19 protein-coding genes and 1 pseudogene are annotated in these 19,355 nt (G+C 37.2%); 16 read left to right on the plus strand and 4 right to left on the minus strand.

Going from position 1 to position 19,355, the window contains the following annotated elements; genetic code table 11:
- The 5 genes and pseudogenes from T515_RS17675 to T515_RS12705 form a co-directional block, all read left to right on the plus strand.
- A pseudogene (locus T515_RS17675) lies at positions 1 to 262 on the plus strand (IS4 family transposase); the annotation flags it as partial.
- 219 nt (positions 263 to 481) lie between these two features.
- Positions 482 to 1,018, plus strand: coding sequence for a hypothetical protein (locus T515_RS12690; RefSeq protein WP_036611838.1), 537 nt, complete (start codon positions 482 to 484; stop codon positions 1,016 to 1,018).
- A 16-nt stretch (positions 1,019 to 1,034) separates the two neighbouring features.
- The gene (locus T515_RS12695) at positions 1,035 to 2,036 is read left to right on the plus strand and encodes a helix-turn-helix transcriptional regulator (protein ID WP_036611842.1); all 1,002 of its coding nucleotides are present in this window, start codon (positions 1,035 to 1,037) and stop codon (positions 2,034 to 2,036) included.
- A gap of 3 nt (positions 2,037 to 2,039) precedes the next feature.
- Entirely contained in the window at positions 2,040 to 2,237 is a 198-nt protein-coding gene (locus T515_RS12700; protein ID WP_036611845.1) for a hypothetical protein, read from the plus strand.
- Positions 2,234 to 3,244 carry a hypothetical protein gene (locus T515_RS12705; protein WP_036611848.1) on the plus strand — a complete coding sequence of 337 codons (1,011 nt, stop codon included), beginning with the start codon at positions 2,234 to 2,236 and terminating at the stop codon, positions 3,242 to 3,244. Before T515_RS12700 ends, T515_RS12705 begins: the two co-directional genes overlap by 4 nt.
- 304 nt (positions 3,245 to 3,548) lie before the next feature.
- Here the strand turns inward: T515_RS12705 and T515_RS18225 are convergent, their stop codons facing one another.
- The gene (locus T515_RS18225) at positions 3,549 to 3,674 is read right to left on the minus strand and encodes a hypothetical protein (protein WP_278245423.1); all 126 of its coding nucleotides are present in this window, start codon (positions 3,672 to 3,674) and stop codon (positions 3,549 to 3,551) included.
- Between the two features lie 28 nt (positions 3,675 to 3,702).
- Between T515_RS18225 and T515_RS17165 the strand changes: the two genes are divergently transcribed.
- Positions 3,703 to 4,164 (plus strand): 3'-5' exonuclease, encoded by a 462-nt coding sequence (locus T515_RS17165; RefSeq protein WP_278245424.1) that lies wholly within the window; start codon positions 3,703 to 3,705, stop codon positions 4,162 to 4,164.
- Here the strand turns inward: T515_RS17165 and T515_RS12715 are convergent.
- Positions 4,139 to 4,399: a hypothetical protein gene (locus tag T515_RS12715; RefSeq protein ID WP_036611850.1), complete on the minus strand. Its 261-nt coding sequence runs from the start codon at positions 4,397 to 4,399 to the stop codon at positions 4,139 to 4,141. The two genes, T515_RS17165 and T515_RS12715, sit on opposite strands and share 26 nt — an antisense overlap.
- A gap of 19 nt (positions 4,400 to 4,418) precedes the next feature.
- Positions 4,419 to 4,841, minus strand: a complete 423-nt coding sequence (locus tag T515_RS12720) for a topoisomerase DNA-binding C4 zinc finger domain-containing protein (RefSeq protein ID WP_051671712.1) — start codon at positions 4,839 to 4,841, stop codon at positions 4,419 to 4,421.
- A 215-nt stretch (positions 4,842 to 5,056) separates the two neighbouring features.
- On the opposite strand from T515_RS12720, the gene T515_RS17170 reads away from it, so the two are divergent.
- The 10 genes from T515_RS17170 to T515_RS12770 all read left to right on the plus strand — a co-directional run bounded on the left by T515_RS17170 (position 5,057) and on the right by T515_RS12770 (position 18,597).
- Positions 5,057 to 6,370: a rhodanese-like domain-containing protein gene (locus T515_RS17170; protein WP_081832821.1), complete on the plus strand. Its 1,314-nt coding sequence runs from the start codon at positions 5,057 to 5,059 to the stop codon at positions 6,368 to 6,370.
- Between the two features lie 151 nt (positions 6,371 to 6,521).
- Entirely contained in the window at positions 6,522 to 9,281 is a 2,760-nt protein-coding gene (locus T515_RS12730; RefSeq protein WP_197026449.1) for a DUF3427 domain-containing protein, read from the plus strand.
- 69 nt (positions 9,282 to 9,350) lie between these two features.
- The gene (locus T515_RS12735) at positions 9,351 to 9,746 is read left to right on the plus strand and encodes a (deoxy)nucleoside triphosphate pyrophosphohydrolase (protein ID WP_036611857.1); all 396 of its coding nucleotides are present in this window, start codon (positions 9,351 to 9,353) and stop codon (positions 9,744 to 9,746) included.
- A gap of 306 nt (positions 9,747 to 10,052) precedes the next feature.
- A complete protein-coding gene (locus tag T515_RS12740) occupies positions 10,053 to 10,256 on the plus strand; it encodes a hypothetical protein (protein WP_036611860.1) in 204 nt (67 codons plus the stop codon).
- A gap of 275 nt (positions 10,257 to 10,531) precedes the next feature.
- Positions 10,532 to 10,717: a hypothetical protein gene (locus T515_RS12745; protein WP_036611863.1), complete on the plus strand. Its 186-nt coding sequence runs from the start codon at positions 10,532 to 10,534 to the stop codon at positions 10,715 to 10,717.
- A gap of 258 nt (positions 10,718 to 10,975) precedes the next feature.
- The gene (locus tag T515_RS12750; RefSeq protein ID WP_036611866.1) at positions 10,976 to 12,697 is read left to right on the plus strand and encodes an N-6 DNA methylase; all 1,722 of its coding nucleotides are present in this window, start codon (positions 10,976 to 10,978) and stop codon (positions 12,695 to 12,697) included.
- 1 nt (position 12,698) lies between these two features.
- Complete coding sequence (locus tag T515_RS12755) at positions 12,699 to 13,226, plus strand: hypothetical protein (RefSeq protein ID WP_036611868.1); 528 nt, start codon at positions 12,699 to 12,701, stop codon at positions 13,224 to 13,226.
- Between the two features lie 127 nt (positions 13,227 to 13,353).
- Positions 13,354 to 16,428 (plus strand): type I restriction endonuclease subunit R, encoded by a 3,075-nt coding sequence (locus tag T515_RS12760; protein WP_036611872.1) that lies wholly within the window; start codon positions 13,354 to 13,356, stop codon positions 16,426 to 16,428.
- 2 nt (positions 16,429 to 16,430) lie between these two features.
- Complete coding sequence (locus T515_RS12765) at positions 16,431 to 18,077, plus strand: HsdM family class I SAM-dependent methyltransferase (RefSeq protein ID WP_051671718.1); 1,647 nt, start codon at positions 16,431 to 16,433, stop codon at positions 18,075 to 18,077.
- Positions 18,064 to 18,597 (plus strand): restriction endonuclease subunit S, encoded by a 534-nt coding sequence (locus T515_RS12770; RefSeq protein WP_051671713.1) that lies wholly within the window; start codon positions 18,064 to 18,066, stop codon positions 18,595 to 18,597. Before T515_RS12765 ends, T515_RS12770 begins: the two co-directional genes overlap by 14 nt.
- Here T515_RS12770 and T515_RS16780 read toward each other — a convergent pair.
- Positions 18,594 to 19,247 (minus strand): hypothetical protein, encoded by a 654-nt coding sequence (locus T515_RS16780; RefSeq protein WP_155988379.1) that lies wholly within the window; start codon positions 19,245 to 19,247, stop codon positions 18,594 to 18,596. The two genes, T515_RS12770 and T515_RS16780, sit on opposite strands and share 4 nt — an antisense overlap.
- Positions 19,248 to 19,355 lie beyond the last annotated feature (108 nt).

The raw sequence follows: 19,355 nt of genomic DNA on the forward strand, positions 1-19,355 counted from the left end.
AAGATACATGTACCTTTCTGTATATCAGAGAAAAGATCAGGATGAACGTACTATAGGTGAAATCTTCTATGTACTTCTTAGTGAAATGGAGGACGTTACATTCCAGCATTCGCTCTTTATACTAATTGAGGCAATGACTTTAAGCATAAAAAATATACTTCACATCACAGATGAGCAGGTTGAGAAAATCTATAAGGATTTCTTCTTTAGGTTACCTGAATATATGCAGGATGCTCTAACGAGCAGCTATAAAGTGGCGTAAGATTATTTTTATCTAGAATATAGAGTTTTCAAGGTTCAAAGCCCACTTTTAATGTGGGAAGTTTAAGTTAATTATAAGAAACAGTGAACTTTTTGTAAAAATAGTAGCATTTATGTCAGCACATACCTTTAATGAATAGACACTTTGATAAGTTTCGGTATAACTTTTTATCATATGCTAGAATAGATTTGAAGATAATGACGTTGATTGGAGGAATTAATGCCTACAGGTTACAATTTGAATCCGAATATTCAAATGAAAATAGAGGATGAAAGAGCCGGGAGGCTCGACTACGTTTATGAAACGCTTCTATCTATAAATGAGTGTCAGTCAAGGATAGGAAGGAAAGTGACGGGAAAGCTTTCAGAGTACGAAGTGGAGACTAATGATGGGGTCTTATACATACTATTTGCCGATAATACAGAAAATACAGGCGGACTATATGTTGCACATCCACAGAAATACGCTGTCAGATTTGAAAGCATAAGCGATAAAACCTTGATAAGGGTCAGATACATCTGGGAAAACGATACGATAAGTGTACAATACCTTTTAAGAGAGGATATTGACGCATTTTTCGAGACTTTGTTTGATGCATCTGTATCTGAGGCTAAAAAAATGATTTGGGTGGATTCTGCAGAAGAGTTTGTTCAAAAAGATCCATTGGGAATACATGGCACTAAAAAATTTTGGATAATAAGCACAGCTTTTGTTGTGATATGGATTATGTGTATTCTATTTTCAAGTGTGCATTAACAGGGGGAATAAAAAGATGTCCAGAGGCACCAACCAGAAGTTTAAGTTCACCTATCTCATGAAGGTAATGCTGGAAAAGACTGATGATGATCATGCACTTACCATGTCTCAGATCATGGAAGAACTTGAAAAGTACGATGTGACAGCGGAACGTAAAAGCATCTATCAGGACTTTGCGGATATGGAGAAGTTCGGGATAGACATCATCAAGGAGCAGGCAGGACGGGACACATTGTATCATGTAGCTTCCAGAGAGTTTGAACTTGCCGAGGTAAAGCTTCTCGTTGATGCCATACAGTCTTCCAAGTTCATCACTCAGACCAAATCCCGGGATCTGATCAGCAAGCTCAAGACCTTTGTCAGTGAATATCAGGGAAGCACACTCCAGCGTCAGGTTTTTATCGATAATCGTGTGAAGTCCATGAACGAAAGTGTTTTCTACAATGTTGATGAAGTCTATAACGCCATCAACGATAATAAGAAGATCCGATTCAAGTATTATAAGTGGGACATCAATAAGAAACTGGTTCCCCGCCGTAACGGAGACTGGTTTATATTAAGCCCATGGGCGCTTACCTGGATGGATGAGAACTACTATATGGTTGCATTCGACGAGTGGGATGGCAAGATAAAGAGCTACCGTATAGATAAGATGATGCGAATTTCAATAACAGATGAAGCCCGCGTCGGTAAGAAAGAATTCAAAGAATACGATATGGCGAAACTATCGAAATCAACATTCAGCATGTATGGCGGACCTAAGAAAAGAGTGACCATACAGCTTGATAACAGTATGTGTGGGGTCTTCCTGGATCGATTCGGAAAAGATGATATCTCATTCCGCCCTGTTGATGATACCCACAGCGAGTTCTCGGTAGAAGTGAATGTGAGCCCACAGTTCTTTGCCTGGATCTTTGGCCTTGGAACTAAAGTTAAGGTTGTGGGACCGGAGGATGTTGTTAAAGAGCTGAAGGACTACGGGAAGGCATTTCTTGAAAATTATAAGGAGATAAATTGAAGAATGAAAAAAATGGTATTGAAAATTGTTTTTGTCATAGTGACAATAGTTGCTTTATGTGGTCTGTACTTAATTATTAATGGCTCATTGGAGATGTTTCCCACGGAAGAACAGATTGAAAAAACACGTATTACAGGTTGGATAATGTTGTCAGCCGGAGTGTTTATTGACGGTATTATATGTAAAGGAGACCAACTATGAAAAACGAAAAACGACATGGTATAAGATATCTATATTTGATAACACTTTTTACCCTTTTGATTTCTATGACATCTTTTGCTGATCAGACTTACTATTATGCATACACAATAATGCCTGAGGAATCTCCCTATAGAGATTTAAGTAATTCCAGAAAGTCAATATCTGTCACGGAAAATAATGATGGAAGTTATACTGTAGATGATGGTTATTCATCTGTGACATTAACAAAAGCTGATGATGGATCATATTATGGCATGACCCAATATATTTCATATTCACTTAATAACGATCAGCTGTCATTAGGATATGATGATCCAAGTGCTGATATATTTTTAGCATCACCATTTACCGGAGGATGGGTCGATTTCGATAATAAATGGTATTATCTGGGAGACGATGGTAAGGCTCTTACCAATACGACAACTCTGGATGGTTATCAGGTCAATGCTTACGGACAGTGGGTTGTGAATGGAGTTGTCCAGACAAAAGGAACTGAACAGAATGTGTCAGTTGGAATCACACCAACTATATGCGAGAAGTATAAGGACATCGTGATGCAGGAGCATTCTAAATCCAATGGTACCGGCTACAAACTTTTCTATCTGGATGATGACAATATTCCAGAAATGACGGTTAACTATCCGGGATATGGCCTGAAGATATTATCAAGTGATGGGGTTAATGTTTACTTCATAGCAGCTGATTCTTATGGTGATTATTTTCTGCCTTATGGAACTCATGGAAGAGACTATATCTGCTATGAGCGTTCCGGACGGATTGATACCGGTGCTAATGTAGATGCAACCACGACATTTATACCGGAGTACCTATTCTATGACAAAGTTAACAAAGCCTTTGTCTATGCAGATACAGCTCCAGCAATCTCCGGTAATTTCACAGAGCTATGCTACGATGATCTTTCTGCAGCGGAGATGTTAAGGGATCTTGATTATCTGGCGCAGGGTAAACAGCCTTTAGGCAGTGGTGGAGACTGGGCTGAAGGATGATCATATAAAACAAATATCTCAAATATGAATATGGAACGGTCGAGAAATTTGGACAAACCAAGTTCCTCGACCGTTCCTATTCATAGCAAATAATTATTGTGGTATGATCAGGTACCTGTTTCATTCTATTTATTCTTTTTGTTCCGGGAGAGTTTGTCCAGGATAAGCTTAACCATATACTGCTGTTTGCCCGTGCTAATATCTTCTACATACGCAGAGAATACGTACCCACTGCCAATAAGCCTTGCGATAGCTTCATTATTATACCTGGTCACATAACCGAGATGCATACCCTCATTTGTATTTATGCTATAGCCCATTGGTCATGCTTGTTTTCAGGCTCACGCTTAAGCTTAAGTTCCGTTCCCGGAACCAAAGACTCAAGAAGTTTCATCCCTTCGTAAGTTTCTTTTTCGAAATGATAATGCATTCCGGCAACTCAGCCTATAAGTACCAGTATCCGGTCAGGATGCTTTTCTTTTAATGTATCTTCTTTCCGGACATATGTAAAACCAGAACACTGTGATGGCATCGCAAAGAATATAAGTAGGCTCACCGGAATCACTGACGATATGCTGGTAAACGCGCCGAAGTGCAATGAAGCGCTCCGAATGTTTACAAACTGGTGCCTTGGACCAGGCGATGATGTAACGGTTTATGCCTGGAGCGACACTGACTACGATCAGATATCAAAAGAGATGGTATTAAAGAAATATGAAGAGTCTCGGGATGAAGCAACTATTTTAGACAAGGAATGGGCTGACTTTCAGAAAGAATTCGATTCACATCTTGGCTTTGACAGACAGTTATCACTGAAGATGGCTCTAGATATGGCAGGAGTTGATTTCTCTGGCAGAGAACATGACGCACTTGATGATGCCAGAAACTTTTTTACTACTTTAGATGGTATTCATATGTAAAAGTAGAACTGCCTCTTTTTTCTTCATTCAAAGCACGTCCTTTAAAATAAGTATTGCCGACATGATCCATAGCGCGAGCTACATTGTCATAGCAGGAATTTGATGCATATTGATCCATACCAGGAAGCTTTCTGGCGTCTAGAGCAGTGAGCTGAGCTATCGGGGTATTTAGAGAAGATAAATAATCTTTTATAATTAGCGCCATCGATTCATACTTATACATACCCTTTTCCATTATTCTTTACCTCCTCCGGTTAATCGTGATCCGGGATTAAGTTTTCTATATACCGACACTTAGGATATCGACTGCATCCCCAGAATTGATTACCTTGATAGTTACCTTTTTTTGCTGTTCTGAGAACCATCTTACTTCCACATCTTGGACAGAGCTTTTCCTTAGGTTCTGAAGGGGGGGAATCATCCGGTGTATGTGATGGATACCCTGCAGATGATGTAATAATAGTGGTGGGCGCAGATTCATGTTCTGTAAGCACCTCGGATTCAAGAGATTCTTTCAGGGTGTTGAATTTTTCAATATAGTCTTTTCTGTCAACATGGTTAATTGAAAGGATCTTATTTCCTAGTTCCAGTAGTTGCTTTCTACTGCTCTTAGAGTCAGATTTATATTTTTTTAAGGTATTATTTTCTATGCTCATACAGTTTTTGTAAATAAGCATATGACGTTCATTCTGTGTAATGTGGCTGTGAAAACAGCCGATATTGCTAGAATATGGTATTCCTTGAAGATTCAAATTATAATTTGGCTAAGCTTTGGATTATAATAGATGTATCGTTGAGATCAAATTAATAAGCTTTCTCAGGATGATTTTGACAGAATAGAAAAGCAGTTAAGAGAGGATCTTGAAAACTACTACGCTGATATGGGAGGATTATGAGAAGGAATAACATAAAATGTTTAATCGTAATTGCCGTGTGCGCCATGGTTATACTTTCGGGATGTGAATCAAAGGATCAGATAATGGACGGTGACGGTATGTTTCAGACATTTTCCTATACGATTATAACACAGGATGATGCAAAACGTATGATGGAGCAGGATGACGGTCATGTGATTGTTGATGTCAGAAGACAGGATGAGTATGTTGAAGGGCATATTCCCGGAGCCATACTTATACCTAATGAAACTATAGAAAACGATCCGCCTGAAGAATTACCTGATTATGAACAGATCATTCTTGTTTACTGTCGCAGCGGACGGAGGAGCAAAGAAGCTTCTCAGAAACTCGCTGACATGGGATATAAGAATGTTTATGAGTTTGGGGGCATTATAGACTGGACAGGTGAAGTTGTGAAAAGTGAAGTAACAGAAGAAACATCTGAGGAAACAACAGAGGAAAAAACTGAGAACAAGGCTGAGAAAACAACAGAGGAAAAGGCTGATCCGGTCAATAAAGAGGTAACTCTCCGATTTGATTCATTTGACGGAGGTGGACCGGAATATAATGTGATCATTAAGGACGAAAGCATTGTATCTTATACCGCTATGAGGGAGTATGCCAAAGAAGATCATGATATGATGACTGGTGCCGGATATGATGAGGTGTTCACGTTCACGGGAATAAAACCAGGTGAAACAGATATGCTTATAGAGGCGCGTTCACCGATAGCTGATAATCTTGATATGAACTATAAGGTAGTCGTCAGTGAAGACCTGAGTGTAAAAATAGAAGAGGTTTCAGTAAATGAGGTAGTCGAATCGGTTGATGAAGAAGTCGCCCCTTACTGGGGAGTATTGCTTAGTTACAAAGAGGCCCAGGATGCAGGATATACAGAAGAAGAGTTAAATGAGAGAGGATATAAAACAGAACTCATTCAGCATGGATGGCCGAAAACAACAAATAATAATGAGGTCAGGTATCACTATTATGACATAAACAACGATGACTGTATTGATCTTATAATCACATATTATGGGCAGATTGTGGATATATATTCACATGATGGAGATGCCGTATACTCTTATGGTACACCATATAGAGGAATTGCCGAGCTTTATCCTGATGGCTCCCTTTCAGAGGTGGTCACCATGGGGGTTAAGGGATCTAGTACAAGGTGGTATAGATATGATGAAAAGTCAGGGAAATTCCTTAAGGCAGATGGAGAACTACATCCAAAAGAATCGCCAGTTATCATGCCAGAGGGCAGAAAGATATCCGATGTGGGAGGGTCCAGGCTGTCAGACTGATTGAATTTCCCAGAGATGTAGATGCCCTCTTAATCTGAATCATAATAAGAGTTTAAATCTGATGGTTCTCCCCGATATTATAGCCGCCTAAGCTATGAAATTGGTGGTAGGAACTCTTACGGCCAAGCAGGGGCGCATGGAGGTATTACCTTTGAAAAATCAATTTCTGACAAATTATACAGAAACAACTTTCCTGGACAAAATCAAGGAAAATCTGAGACACTGTAAGGCTTTTTCATTCTCGGTCAGCTTTATTAAGAAAGCTGGCTTGGTTTTGTTGTACAAAGATATTGAAGCTGCAGTGGAACGTGGCTGTCGGGGAAGAATTATTACTTCGACTTATCAGAATTTTACTGATATTGAGTCTCTTAAGAGCTTCTATTCTTTGATGGGGAGATTCCGGAATTTTCAATGCCATCTTGATTATGAAAGCTTTCACGATACCGGTTATGCAACACTTGGATATCATTCAAAAGGATATCTTTTTGAGTTTGATGACCATAGAGAATTGGTGATAGGATCTTCTAATATTACCAGGTATGCACTGATTAAAAATATAGAGTGGGATGTATCTGTAGCAGAGCGTTTCGAGCCAGGTGTATATGATGAGGCATTAAAAGAATTCAATGAGAAATGGGAAGCAACAGAGCTGCTGGATGCAGAACTTATAAATAAATATGCTACAAAGCTTAATTTTGCCATAGAGCGTTGGGATATGGATTATGATTTGACCGCATCTAAGATCAGGCCAAATTATATGCAGAAGAAAGCTTTGAAGGAACTGAACAGATATCGAGCAATGGGAGTGAATCGTGCCCTCACAATAGCTTCCGCAGGTAGTGGTAAGACATACCTTGCGGCCTTTGACGCGCTTAATTTTAATCCGAAGAGACTTTTGTATATCGTTCATGAGGGATCGATTCTTAAAAAATCTTTGGAGACATTTCAGGAAGTGTTTGGAAAGAATGTTTCATATGGTATTTACAGTGGCACTAGTAAAGAGTCCGATGCAGATTTTGTATTTGCAACAAATATCACCATGTGTAATACATTGGAACTGTTCTCTAAGACTGAATTTGACTACATTATAATCGATGAATGTCATCATGCCACTGCAGAAACATATAAGAAAATTATAGGGTATTTTGAACCGGAATTTTTGCTTGGACTCACTGCAACGCCTGAACGATTAGATAACCAGGATGTTTTCGAGTTATTTGATCATAACGTACCGTATGAACTAAGACTTCGAGATGCCATTGCCAATGATCTGGTTGTACCGTTTAAATATTATGGAATTCGTGACAAGCTTGTGGATTACGGACTTTCCGGAAATGATGAACGAAGAATGATCGCACAGATGGCAAGAGAGGATCATTGCGATTTTATAGCAGAACAGATAGAAAAGCACCATCCCCAAGGCAAGCTGAAATGTCTCGCTTTCTGTAGAAATGTTACACATGCTCGTATGATGTGTGAGGCTCTGGGCGAGAGGTATAAAACTGCCTATCTGACCGGAAAGAATGATATAGGCGAGCGTGTACGTGCCTACAATGATCTTCAGAATGATGCCAATGATCTGGAAATACTGTTTACGGTTGATATCTTGAATGAAGGTGTAGATATTCCCGGGGTGAATATGGTCCTGTTTTTAAGGCCTACTGAATCTACAACCATATTTATTCAGCAGTTAGGACGTGGACTTCGAAAGTACATGAATAAGGAATATGTGACTGTACTTGACTTTATTGGAAATAGTTATAAGAGAAGTGTTCAGATTGCTTTTGCATTAGGATCTTTATCAGAAAATTTTGTCATGGAAAAGCGGCTGATGGCATCCTTGGTAAAGGATGATTTCACTGCTCTTGGACTTGAAGATTATGGTGTAGAGATACATATTGATGACTTGAGTAAAGAGGAGATTCTTGAGTATATTGATAAAGAGAATTTTAATGCCATCAAATATCTCAAACAGGATTATTTTAACTTCAAGAAATATATTGGGGCAGAATTCTATCCTCGGCATGTGGATTATATCAACAATGATTGTGCGCCTGATCTGATACGGTTTATGAGTGTAAAAACACAGGGAAGAAAGAATTGCAGCTATTATAACTTCCTAAAGGGAATTGGTGAGGAGAACCTTCCCATTTTTTCTGATAGGCAGGTAGAGTTTATCAACTATTTATCCGGTTTTTTACCACTTGTTAGGACTCATGAATACCGGATTGTTAAGCTGTTACTTGGCGGAGAAAAAACTTATCAAGATGTAAAAACATATTTGGAAGAAGTGATTCCGGGCTCAACTCAGATGGAACTTGACCATGCATTAACTTATCTTCAGGTAGTTAAACGAGAAGGAGATGTATTACGTCTGGAAGTGTCGATGGATGATCAATTACTAGAATATGTGGAAGACCTTTTGGAATACGGCTTGATTCGATATGTAGTTGATGCCGGTGATGAAACCGGATTCAAACTCTGGCAGAATTATCGCATGGATCAGGTTCAGTTAAAGCTTCTAAAAAATCCATCAAATAATCAAGTTGGAACTTACTATTATGATGACTTTGTGGTTATTTTTGCTTCACTTAAGAAGGATTTAGATGAAGCGGATAAGCTGAATTATAAGGATAAGTTTCTGCAGCCGGATTTGTTCCAGTGGGAATCAATGACAAATCTTCCTCAGTCTCATCTGGAGAAATTAATAAAGAGTAGTTTTACGCATGTGTTTATTCGAAAGGTGTCTGCGGAAAATGGATTAGTATTGCCCTTTACTTATGTCGGAAAGGGTAAGCTTCAGAATCCTCGGAAGACAGAGGGCGGTAATGGAACCTATCTTTTTGATATCCATATGGAGAATGCTCTTCCGGAATATCTGCAATACGATTTTGGGTTAACAAAGGAATGATAGTGTGAAAAAACAGATTTTTATCACTATTTGTGCTGCCGGCAAAAGACGGCGGAATGGAGACCAACTATGAAAATAGTTCGAGTAGTGGCTGCTGTGATAGTGTCTGAGGGCAAAGTATTTGCAACACAGCGGGGTTATGGGGAATTTAAAGATGGCTGGGAATTTCCGGGAGGAAAGATCGAAACAGGTGAAACACCGGAGGCGGCATTAGCTCGTGAAATCAAGGAGGAACTTGATACTGAAATCAATGTGGAGGACTTCATAGAGACTATAGAGTATGATTATCCGACTTTTCATCTGTCCATGGATTGTTTTTTGTGCAGCATAAAGAAGGGTAAGCTGACATTAAAGGAGCATGAGGCGGCGAAGTGGCTTGATTTGCAAACAATAGACAGTGTAGAGTGGCTTCCAGCGGATGTGACTTTGATTGATAAAATCAAAAGCAGGCTTAACACAAGGTGAATACATAATTATTAGATAATAAAAGAAGATCCTGAAGAAATGGGTATAAAAATGGCAAGCCTGGTTCAGTTTCTGCGAAATAAACCTGAATTTGAACAGAAAGCTTTTATCGAGCAGATCAGGTTTAAGGGATTGGACAGCATAGTGTAAGCTCTGATAAAAACAGTTTGAAAATGTTAAAAATGCTGGCTAATTAAGCTAGCGTTTTTAAGGGACACCTCATCGTGTAATGTATAGTCAGAAGCAAAGATACAATCAGGAAAGAACCTGATAGGAAATGGCATACAGGATGCGGGGAGGTGTTTTGTGTCTAAAATGAATTTTGGGACTATGAGAAGAAGATTTGTTTTCTGGATTCAACGGAGGAAGAGAATCCTTGAAAAAAGTGCGGGCAATGCTGCCTCACATGTCGATTCTTTGATGAGTGTTATTGATTTACACTTAAAACTGACCCGGGGTCAATTTTACTTGACAATCAACAGCGGAAACGGCAGAAAGGCAAGGAGGTAATAGCGATGGCTGTAAAACCATAGGTGCCTGTCACTGTGAACAAAAGTTCACAGGCACCTATTTAGATAAAGGTTTACACTTTAGTCACAAGGTGAAGAGAAGGTCTTAGAAGAGAAGGTTGCTGTTGATGAGAACATAGTATGGAGAGACTTCTATATTGGCTCAGGAAATGTATTCATAGGAACAACAAATTCTGTAAACACTTCTGTGTCACTTGCGAGTTTTATGAAATCTTCAAGAGAGATGGAAGCCTGGATTGAAAGAGAGGTAGCGTTATGTTTTTTGGAAAGAAAGATAAGGATGTCAGATTAACAGATAAGCAGTACAAGGATCTTACAAGCAACATGAGCAAAAAGGAGCGAAGAGAATTTGAACGTCGCCAGGAAGAGCTAAGAAGGGAAAGAGAAGAAGATAGGCTGCTCGGATGGCTGGAATTTGAAGATGAATTGGATAATATGTGATGATTGGCTCTGGATGAGACCAATTGTAAAAGCATTTGAGATTGTAAATTGAACAATAAGGAGCAGTTCTGTGAATTAGTAAAAGTCATGGGCTGTCTGCTTTTGCTTTGCATAGTAGATAATTTGTACATTTATTGAGATGATTAAGCGATATGGTTATTAAAAACCAAAATTTGGTTATTGACAACCAAAGAATCTGGAGATATATTTTATTCACCAGATAACAATATGGTTATAAATAACCAAAGGAGAAAGCCCATGTTAGATAGAAACGAAATTAGAAAGATTGATGATAAGGTTGTAAGTGAGATTAGCTGGAAGATAGCAAATTTTATAAGAGGGATGGCACCAGTAGATTCAAAGCTGAATTTTGTTCTTGTGTACCTTGCATACATTGCAGTGACAAACGAGATTGATAATATTGATGATCTGCTTTTTTTTATTGAGGATAAGATTTCAGAACAGAGAGTAATGTTTGCAAAGGAAATTGCTAGAGAAAATATAGAGGTAGCAATTCAGCTCTCAAAAGTTTTTTCAGAAAAAGATCTGCTTGCATATTTGTTTGAATTTCCAAGAGAAGGGGCTGGAAGATTTGGCGGAGAATATGGAACTCCAGAATCTCTTTCAAGGCTTGCGCTTAGGATTTTGGATATTAAAGATAATGAGAAAGTTGCAGATTTTGGAAGTGGTGCCGGTGATTTTATTACACTTGCTACAGAAGGACGTGAAAGCAATCTATTCTATGGAATAGAGCTTAATACTTATTCTCATGAGATATCAAAGATAAGAGCAGAACTTTTCGCTGATAATACAGAGCTTGAACTTGGCGATATGTTTGCGGTTTCAATGGATAGAAAATTTGATAAGATTTTTTCCAATTATCCATTTGGAATGAGGCTTATTCATCTGCAGACTGGTTCGGATTACATTGATGATCTTCATAAGAGGATGCCTGAAATTAAGAGAGCAACATCATCTGATTGGATTTTCAATTCTCTCATTTTTGATCATCTTACTGATTCCGGTAAAGCAGTTGCTATTATGACTAATGGAAGTACATGGAATAGCATTGATCAGAAAATCCGTGAATATTTTATCAGAAATGGATATGTTGAATCAGTTATTTCTCTTCCTGCAAAGCTATTTGAGTTTACAAATATTCCTACAACTATGCTTGTTCTTAGCAGAGGCAATAAGGAAGTAAGGCTTGTTGATGCTACATCTTTATGTGAGCAGGGAAGAAGACAGAATATCATCACTGACGAAAATATTGAGCACATCATCAGTCTCTTAAAAAATGATGGGGAAGAGACAATTACTGTAAATTTGAAGACCCTACAGGATAATGAATTTGTGCTTAACCCATCAAGATATCTTGAAAAGACAGTTGAGATTGAAGATGGTGTAGAACTTGGTAGCTTGATGAAGCGTATCACCAGAGGTGCGCCTCTTAAGGCAAGTGAGCTTGATGAAATGGTTTCAGAAGAACCAACAGATACTCAGTATCTTATGCTCGCCAATATTCAGAATGGAATGATTTCTGAGGACTTACCATACCTTAAAGAGATGGATTCAAAGCTTGATAAATATTGCATTGGAAATAGAAATCTTCTGCTTTCAAAGAATGGTGCACCATTCAAGGTTGCAGTTGCTGAGGTTGAGGAAGGAAGAAAGATTTTAGGAAATGGTAATCTTTTTATCATCGAGCTGGATGAAGAAAAGGTTAATCCATATTTTATCAAGGCATTTTTCGATAGCGAAGTTGGAGCTGCTGTTCTTAAGTCAATTGTTGTAGGTGCAACAATTCCGAATATCTCAGCTGAGTCACTTAAGAAGCTGATTGTTCCATTGCCATCAATGGAAAAGCAAAATGAAATTGCAAATCTGTACCAGGCAAAGCAGGACGAAATAAAAGTGTTGCAGCTTAAGATTCAGAAAGCACAGAATGATTTGCGAGGTATCTTCGGGGAGGTGAAGTGATATGTTGTCTATTGAGGAATTATCAGAGCTTGAAGACGCTATCATGGAAGTTTTGCCCGACAAGATAACACAGATTTTATCGAGAGCCAATAGAAGTGGTCAGCTTGAAGAATTATTGAAGCTCTTGGGACTATCAGATCTTCATGGCGGAGAAAATCAATTTGAAACATATAAGGATGGCAAAATTGTTGTAGTTGGTGGCACTGAAGTCAAGGAAGAAGTTCTGGCATCTATTGGTAAACAGCTTGGTATAGATAAAAAGCGTTTTGAGTTCTGCTTGGATTATGAAGATGCTCAAAAATATGATTTCAGAAAAATGCAGTATGCTCCGCAGTATCGTGTTGTTCTATTTGGTCCTACACCACATAGTGGACATGGTAAAGGAGACAGCGGAAGTATTATTGCAGAGATTGAAAAGTCAGAAGCTTATCCAAGAGTTGAAAGATTAGTGAGTGGACAGGATCTTAAAATTACAAAAACCAACTTCAGAGATATGCTTCAAAAGCTGATTGACGAAGACTATATATGATATACGGATAGCAGTTGTTATTTGAAAAAGAAAAATTGATAATCTTTGAGGATAGTCCATCATATTGCACAATAGATAGACTATCATATTATTGATGAAATTGTCTTGTGCCTTTGGAGGTGTCGATATGACAACAATTCATAATGAAAATTCCAGAGTGAAGATTCCAGCGTTAGTACATTTTACACGACTTGGTTATACATATAGGTCGTTAAAAGATGCTGAGGGACAATATGATGAGGATACTAATATTTTTATTGGTTCTTTTCGTGATGGAATCAATAAACTGAATGGAACAAAACTAACAGATCAGGACGCAAAAGATATCATTGCTGATCTAAAGAATACATTAAATCAGGATGATTTAGGTCAGGGATTCTATAACTACCTGAAAAAGGGTTATAAGGGTCTTAAGTTGATCGATTTTAATACAATTGCTGGTGATAACAATATTTGTGAAGTTGTCACTGAGTTCACATGCAAAAATGGAAGTGAAGAATTTAGACCTGACATTACAGTTTTGATTAATGGAATGCCACTGGTATTCATAGAGGTAAAAAAGCCTAACAATAAAAATGGAATCCAGGCTGAGTATGAGCGCATAAATAAAAGGTTTGCAAATAAAAAGTTCAGACGTTTTGCAAATATAACCCAATTTATGATTTTCTCAAATAATAGTGAATATGATGACATGGAGGCTGTTCCACTAGAAGGTGCATTTTATTCTACAACTGATTATGTGCGATTATTCTTTAGTCATTTTAGAGAAGAAGATGAGACCATATTTGGAAAGATATCCTCAATAGATGAAGAAGTAGAAAATGAAATTTTGAAAGATAATAATTTGGTTTCTATCAAAGGTAGTGGGGAATATGCTGTTAATATCTCTCCGACATCTCCTACGAATAGAATAATCACTTCTATGCTTTCTCATGAAAGATTGATGTTTATCTTGAAGTATTCATTATGCTTTGTGGATAAGGCTGATCCAGATACCGGAATTAGAAGACTTGAAAAACATATCATGAGATATCCTCAGTTGTTTGCTACAAAAGCAATTGAAAACAAGCTGAACCATGGTGTGAAGCATGGCGTTATTTGGCATACACAGGGGAGTGGTAAAACCGAACTTGCATATTACAATACACACTATCTTTCTGATTATTATCAGAAGCAAGGTATAATAGCAAAGTTTTACTTTATCGTAGATAGATTGGATTTGTTAAGGCAGGCTGCAGACGAATTTAGATCAAGAGGTCTCGTGGTTGATGAGGTTAAGAATAAGGCTGAACTTGAAAAAATGTTTGAAAAGCCAGGTGATAAGAATAATACTGGTGAGCTATCTATAACTGTAGTTAACATTCAAAAACTTTCAGCTAATGCAATAGCAAAGCCTTTGGATTATGACCTCAGTATACAGAGAATATACTTTTTAGATGAAGCGCATAGGAGCTATAATCCAAAAGGTTCCTTTTTGGCAAATTTGATGGCATCTGATAGAGATGCAGTCATGATTGCGCTTACGGGTACACCGCTTATAAGTAAAGAATATAAGACAAAAGACGTGTTTGGAGATTACATACATAAGTATTATTATAATCGTTCCATAGCGGATAGATACACATTGCGTCTTATTAGAGAAGGTATCAAAACTGAATATAGAATGACGCTAGTTTCTACCTTGGAAGAGATTAAAGCAGTAAAGGGATCTTTGCCAAGGAAGGAATTATATGCGCATCCAAGATATGTTCAACCTCTTGTAAAATATATTACTCAGGACTTCACGAAAAGTAGAAAAATGCTAAATGATGATAGCATTGGTGGAATGATAGTATGTGATTCATCAGAACAAGCTAGAGCAGTGTTTGAAGAAATTAAATCCAAAAACTATAAAGCTGTGCTGGCTGATGCACAGGATAAGACATTGAATTTTGTTTTATCTACACCAACTATTGATTATACATGTGCTCTGATATTGCACGATGAGGATGACAAAGAAACAAGAGCTAAAGAGCAGAATGAATTTAAGCAAGGAGAGATAGATTTTCTTGTGGTGTATAATATGCTTTTGACTGGATTTGATGCAAAAAGATTGAAGAAATTATATCTCTGTAGAAAAATAACAGATCATAATTTACTTCAGGCTCTAACAAGAGTAAACCGTCCATATAAGAGCTTTAGATATGGATATGTTGTAGATTTTGCAGATATTAGAGAAGAATTTGATAAAACCAATAAAGCGTATTTTGATGAACTTCAGCTAGAGCTAGGAGATGCATTCAAGGAATATGACAATATCTTCAAAAGACAAGATGAAATCCAAAAGGATTTGGATTATATAGCTGAGAAGTTATTTTTATATGATACAGAAAATGCAGAATTATTCTCTCAGCAGATTTCTGAACTTAGCAAGGGTGAATTGATTGAAGTACGTAAGGCATTGGAGCTTTATAAAGAGTTGGCAAATTTATCAAAGTTATTTGGATATGATGAGCTGGCAGAGAAATTTACACTTGATAATGTCAATTCTCTTTACAATGAGGTCGCAAATAGAATTAGTATCGTAAATCAGAAAGAGGCACTTGCTAATGCTGAGGATATGAGTGCAATTTTGAACATGGCACTTGATGGAATTGATTTCAAATTCCAGAAGGTATCTGAAAGCGAAATGATAATTGCAGACAAATTTAGAGAGACACTTGAAAGAACTCGTAAAGAAATGCAAAGGAACAATGACCCTAAAGATCCAGAATATGTATCTTTGCTGGAAGAATTACAGAGGTTGTTTGCAAAGAAAAATATGGAAGAGCTCACTGCAGAAGAAATGACTAAACATATGGAAGAGCTTAACAGAATAGAGGAAGCAGCCAGAAAGAAAAATGCTGCTGATGCAATGTTAGCCAGAAAATATTATGGTGATTTGAAGTATATGAGAACTCACAAAAGATTGCGTGAAGGAAACAGCCCTATATCGTCAGATTTGTTGCTTAATAAGGTGTTACTTTCACTGAAAGAATCTGTTGACAAGAAGGTTTATGAGAATGAAAAGATTCTCGATAATGAGCCATATTTTGAAAAAAATATGTACCCAATTATCATAAGGGTGTTTCATGACAATGATATTCAGATAGATGCCCAGAATGTAAAAAAAGTAGGAAGTTGTATTTCTGAAGAATACTTCCATGAAAGGACTTGGAATTAAAAATGCAGATTACAGAAGTAAAACAAAAAACGTATTCCATGATTGATGACTTGAAGTCAGCATGCAATCAGGCTGGAGCTGGAAACAGTCCTGGTGAATACAAAATCATAACACAGTCATTTCTTTATAAATTTCTGAATGACAAGTTTATTTATGAACTTGGAAAAAAAGTTTCGGAGTTTAAAGGGAAAAGTACTGCAGAGATAGAAGCAGCATTAAAAGCAAAGAGCCATGCAGATTATGAATTGATGTTACTTAGCTTGGATGCTGGTACAGCAGTTTTGGGAAAACAGCAGCTCATTTCATCTGTGTATGCTCATAAAGGAGAAGTTGATTTTCATAAGATTTTTGATAAAGCACTTGAAGATATATCCAACATGAATATGGATATTTTTGCTGTGCATACTGGTGGAAAATCACAGATTAAACTTTTCACTCCTGTTTCAAGAGAGATAACAGACGATGAGAAAAAAGACCCTCTTTGTAGTGCGATTATTCAAAAGCTTGCTACAAGTAGCTTTGCAGAGGTTTTTGAGCAGAAGTATGATTTCTTTGCTGATATTTTTGAGTATTTGATTAAGGATTATAACAAGGATTCAGGTAGATATGCTGAGTACTATACTCCACATGTAATTGCGGGAATTATAGCTAGAATAATGGCACCAAATGGAGCAACAAATGTTACCGTTTATGATCCTTCTGCAGGAACAGGTACACTTGTGTTGGCACTTGCGCATCAGATTGGCGAAGATCATTGCACAATCTATACTCAGGATATTACGCAAAAGTCTAATGAGTTTATGCGACTAAATCTAATCTTAAATAACTTGGTTCATTCATTACCTAATGTTATTCAGGATGATACATTGCTTAATCCTAGACATTTAAATAAGACAAAAACAGATATCGAGCATTTTGACTACATTGTTTCTAATCCTCCATTCAATGTTGATTTCAGTGAGACAAGAGATACTTTGGCTGGTGAAGCATATAATAAGAGGTTTTGGGCAGGTGTACCAAACATTCCTAACAAGGATAAAGCCAAGATGGCAATATATCTGATGTTCTTACAGCATATTATTTGCTCGATGAAGGATGATGGCAAAGCAGCAATAGTTGTACCTACGGGATTTTTGACAGCGGGCAGTGGTATTCAGAAGAAAATTCGAGAGAAGATCATAAGTGAAAGAATGCTAAAGGGCGTTATATCAATGCCTTCAAATATCTTTGCAACCACAGGTACTAACGTATCTATTATCTTTTTGGATAAAGCAAATAAAGATGGCGATGTTGTATTGATGGACGCTTCAAATCTAGGCACGAAAGAAAAGGTTGATGGTAAGAACCAAAAGACCGTTCTTAGTGATGAAGAAATAAGCAAGATAATTAATACATTCAACGATAAAAGGCAGGTTGATGGTTTTAGTGTTGTTGTAAGTTATAAGGATATAGAAAAGAAAAAGCTTTCTTTCTCAGCAGGGCAGTATTTTGAGGTGAAAATTGAGTATGTGGAGTTAACACCTCAGGAATTTACTGATAAGATGAACAATTACATGACAGAGTTACAGGGATTATTTGATGAAGGTGATAAACTCCAGAAGGAAATAATGGATCAGTTGAAAAAGGTAAATTTAAATGAAAACAGTTAAGCTTGGAGAAATAGCAGATCTTACAGTCGGATTTGTTGGTTCTATGACGGAGCAATATACAGAATCTGGGGTCCCATTTTTGAGATCTCTAAATATAAAGCCGTTTGAGATTAGTAGTGATGATATAAGATATATTTCTGAAGATTTTAATATAAAAATAAGTAAATCGATGCTACATGAAGGAGATGTGGTAATAGTAAGGACAGGGCTTCCGGGAACATGCGCAGTTGTACCTAAAGAGTACGATGGATGTAATTGTTCTGATGTGGTAATAGTGCATCCTGATAATGAGTCGGTGGATTCAACTTACTTAGCAGGTTTTATTAACTTTTGGGGACAAAAGCAAGTTAATAACAATAAGGTTGGAGCTATTCAAAAGCATTTTAATGTTCATACAGCAGAGGAAATGCTTATAACACTTCCTGAGATTGAGGTACAGAGAAAGATTGCAAGACTTTTAAGTGGTATCAACGGGAAGATAAAAAACAATCAAAAGATAAACGATAATTTAACAGCTTAGTCAATGATTGAGACTTGTCCATTCATTAGCATAGGAAGTAACCAGTCGCGTAGCTGTGCCAATCTTCTATTTTCATCCCAAATAGCTCTTTTTTGCGCGAAAATAGGATTAACAATAGCATTAAACTTTTGTAAAACCTCTGTTGGAGGTATGCATAAGTTTAGATCTCTGAAATCTGTTTTATTAAACTTTTTCTGTATACTGCCAGATGAGATAGCTTGTAATTGAAATTGACCTATTTCAGAACGAAAATGCAAATACAAAAAACCATTTAAAACAGAATGATTAACAACTATTCCATTTGGACCAAGCGCCATTGGAACACCTAAATATGGGCATCTATATGTTGCTCCAGTATTACCCACATTACATATAATTACTTCACCACCATATAATTGACATTTTTTTAGATAATCATAACCGTGTTTGTCGACATATATGTAATCACCTTGAGGATCAAAATTATTATTAAAGTCCACAACTCTTATGAGCATTGCATAGCGTTCACCTTGATTATACTGAACGTTATCCGCTAAACCTTTAAAACTTCCATTGGCTGTGTAATCGGAAACATATATACTCGTATTCCCAATAGAATTTGTTTCCCAGTTGGATGGTACGTTACGTTGCAATTTTTCGTCATAAACCATACTACCGCCGCTAGTATTATAAGGAAGATTCTCACTATTAGGGAAATCGTATTGAATAAACCAATAATTATATAGTGTTTGAAGTTGCTGATGTAAATTATCGTTTAT

Origin of the sequence: Oribacterium sp. P6A1 (genome assembly GCF_000702885.1) — a bacterium.
Classification (GTDB): domain Bacteria; phylum Bacillota; class Clostridia; order Lachnospirales; family Lachnospiraceae; genus Oribacterium.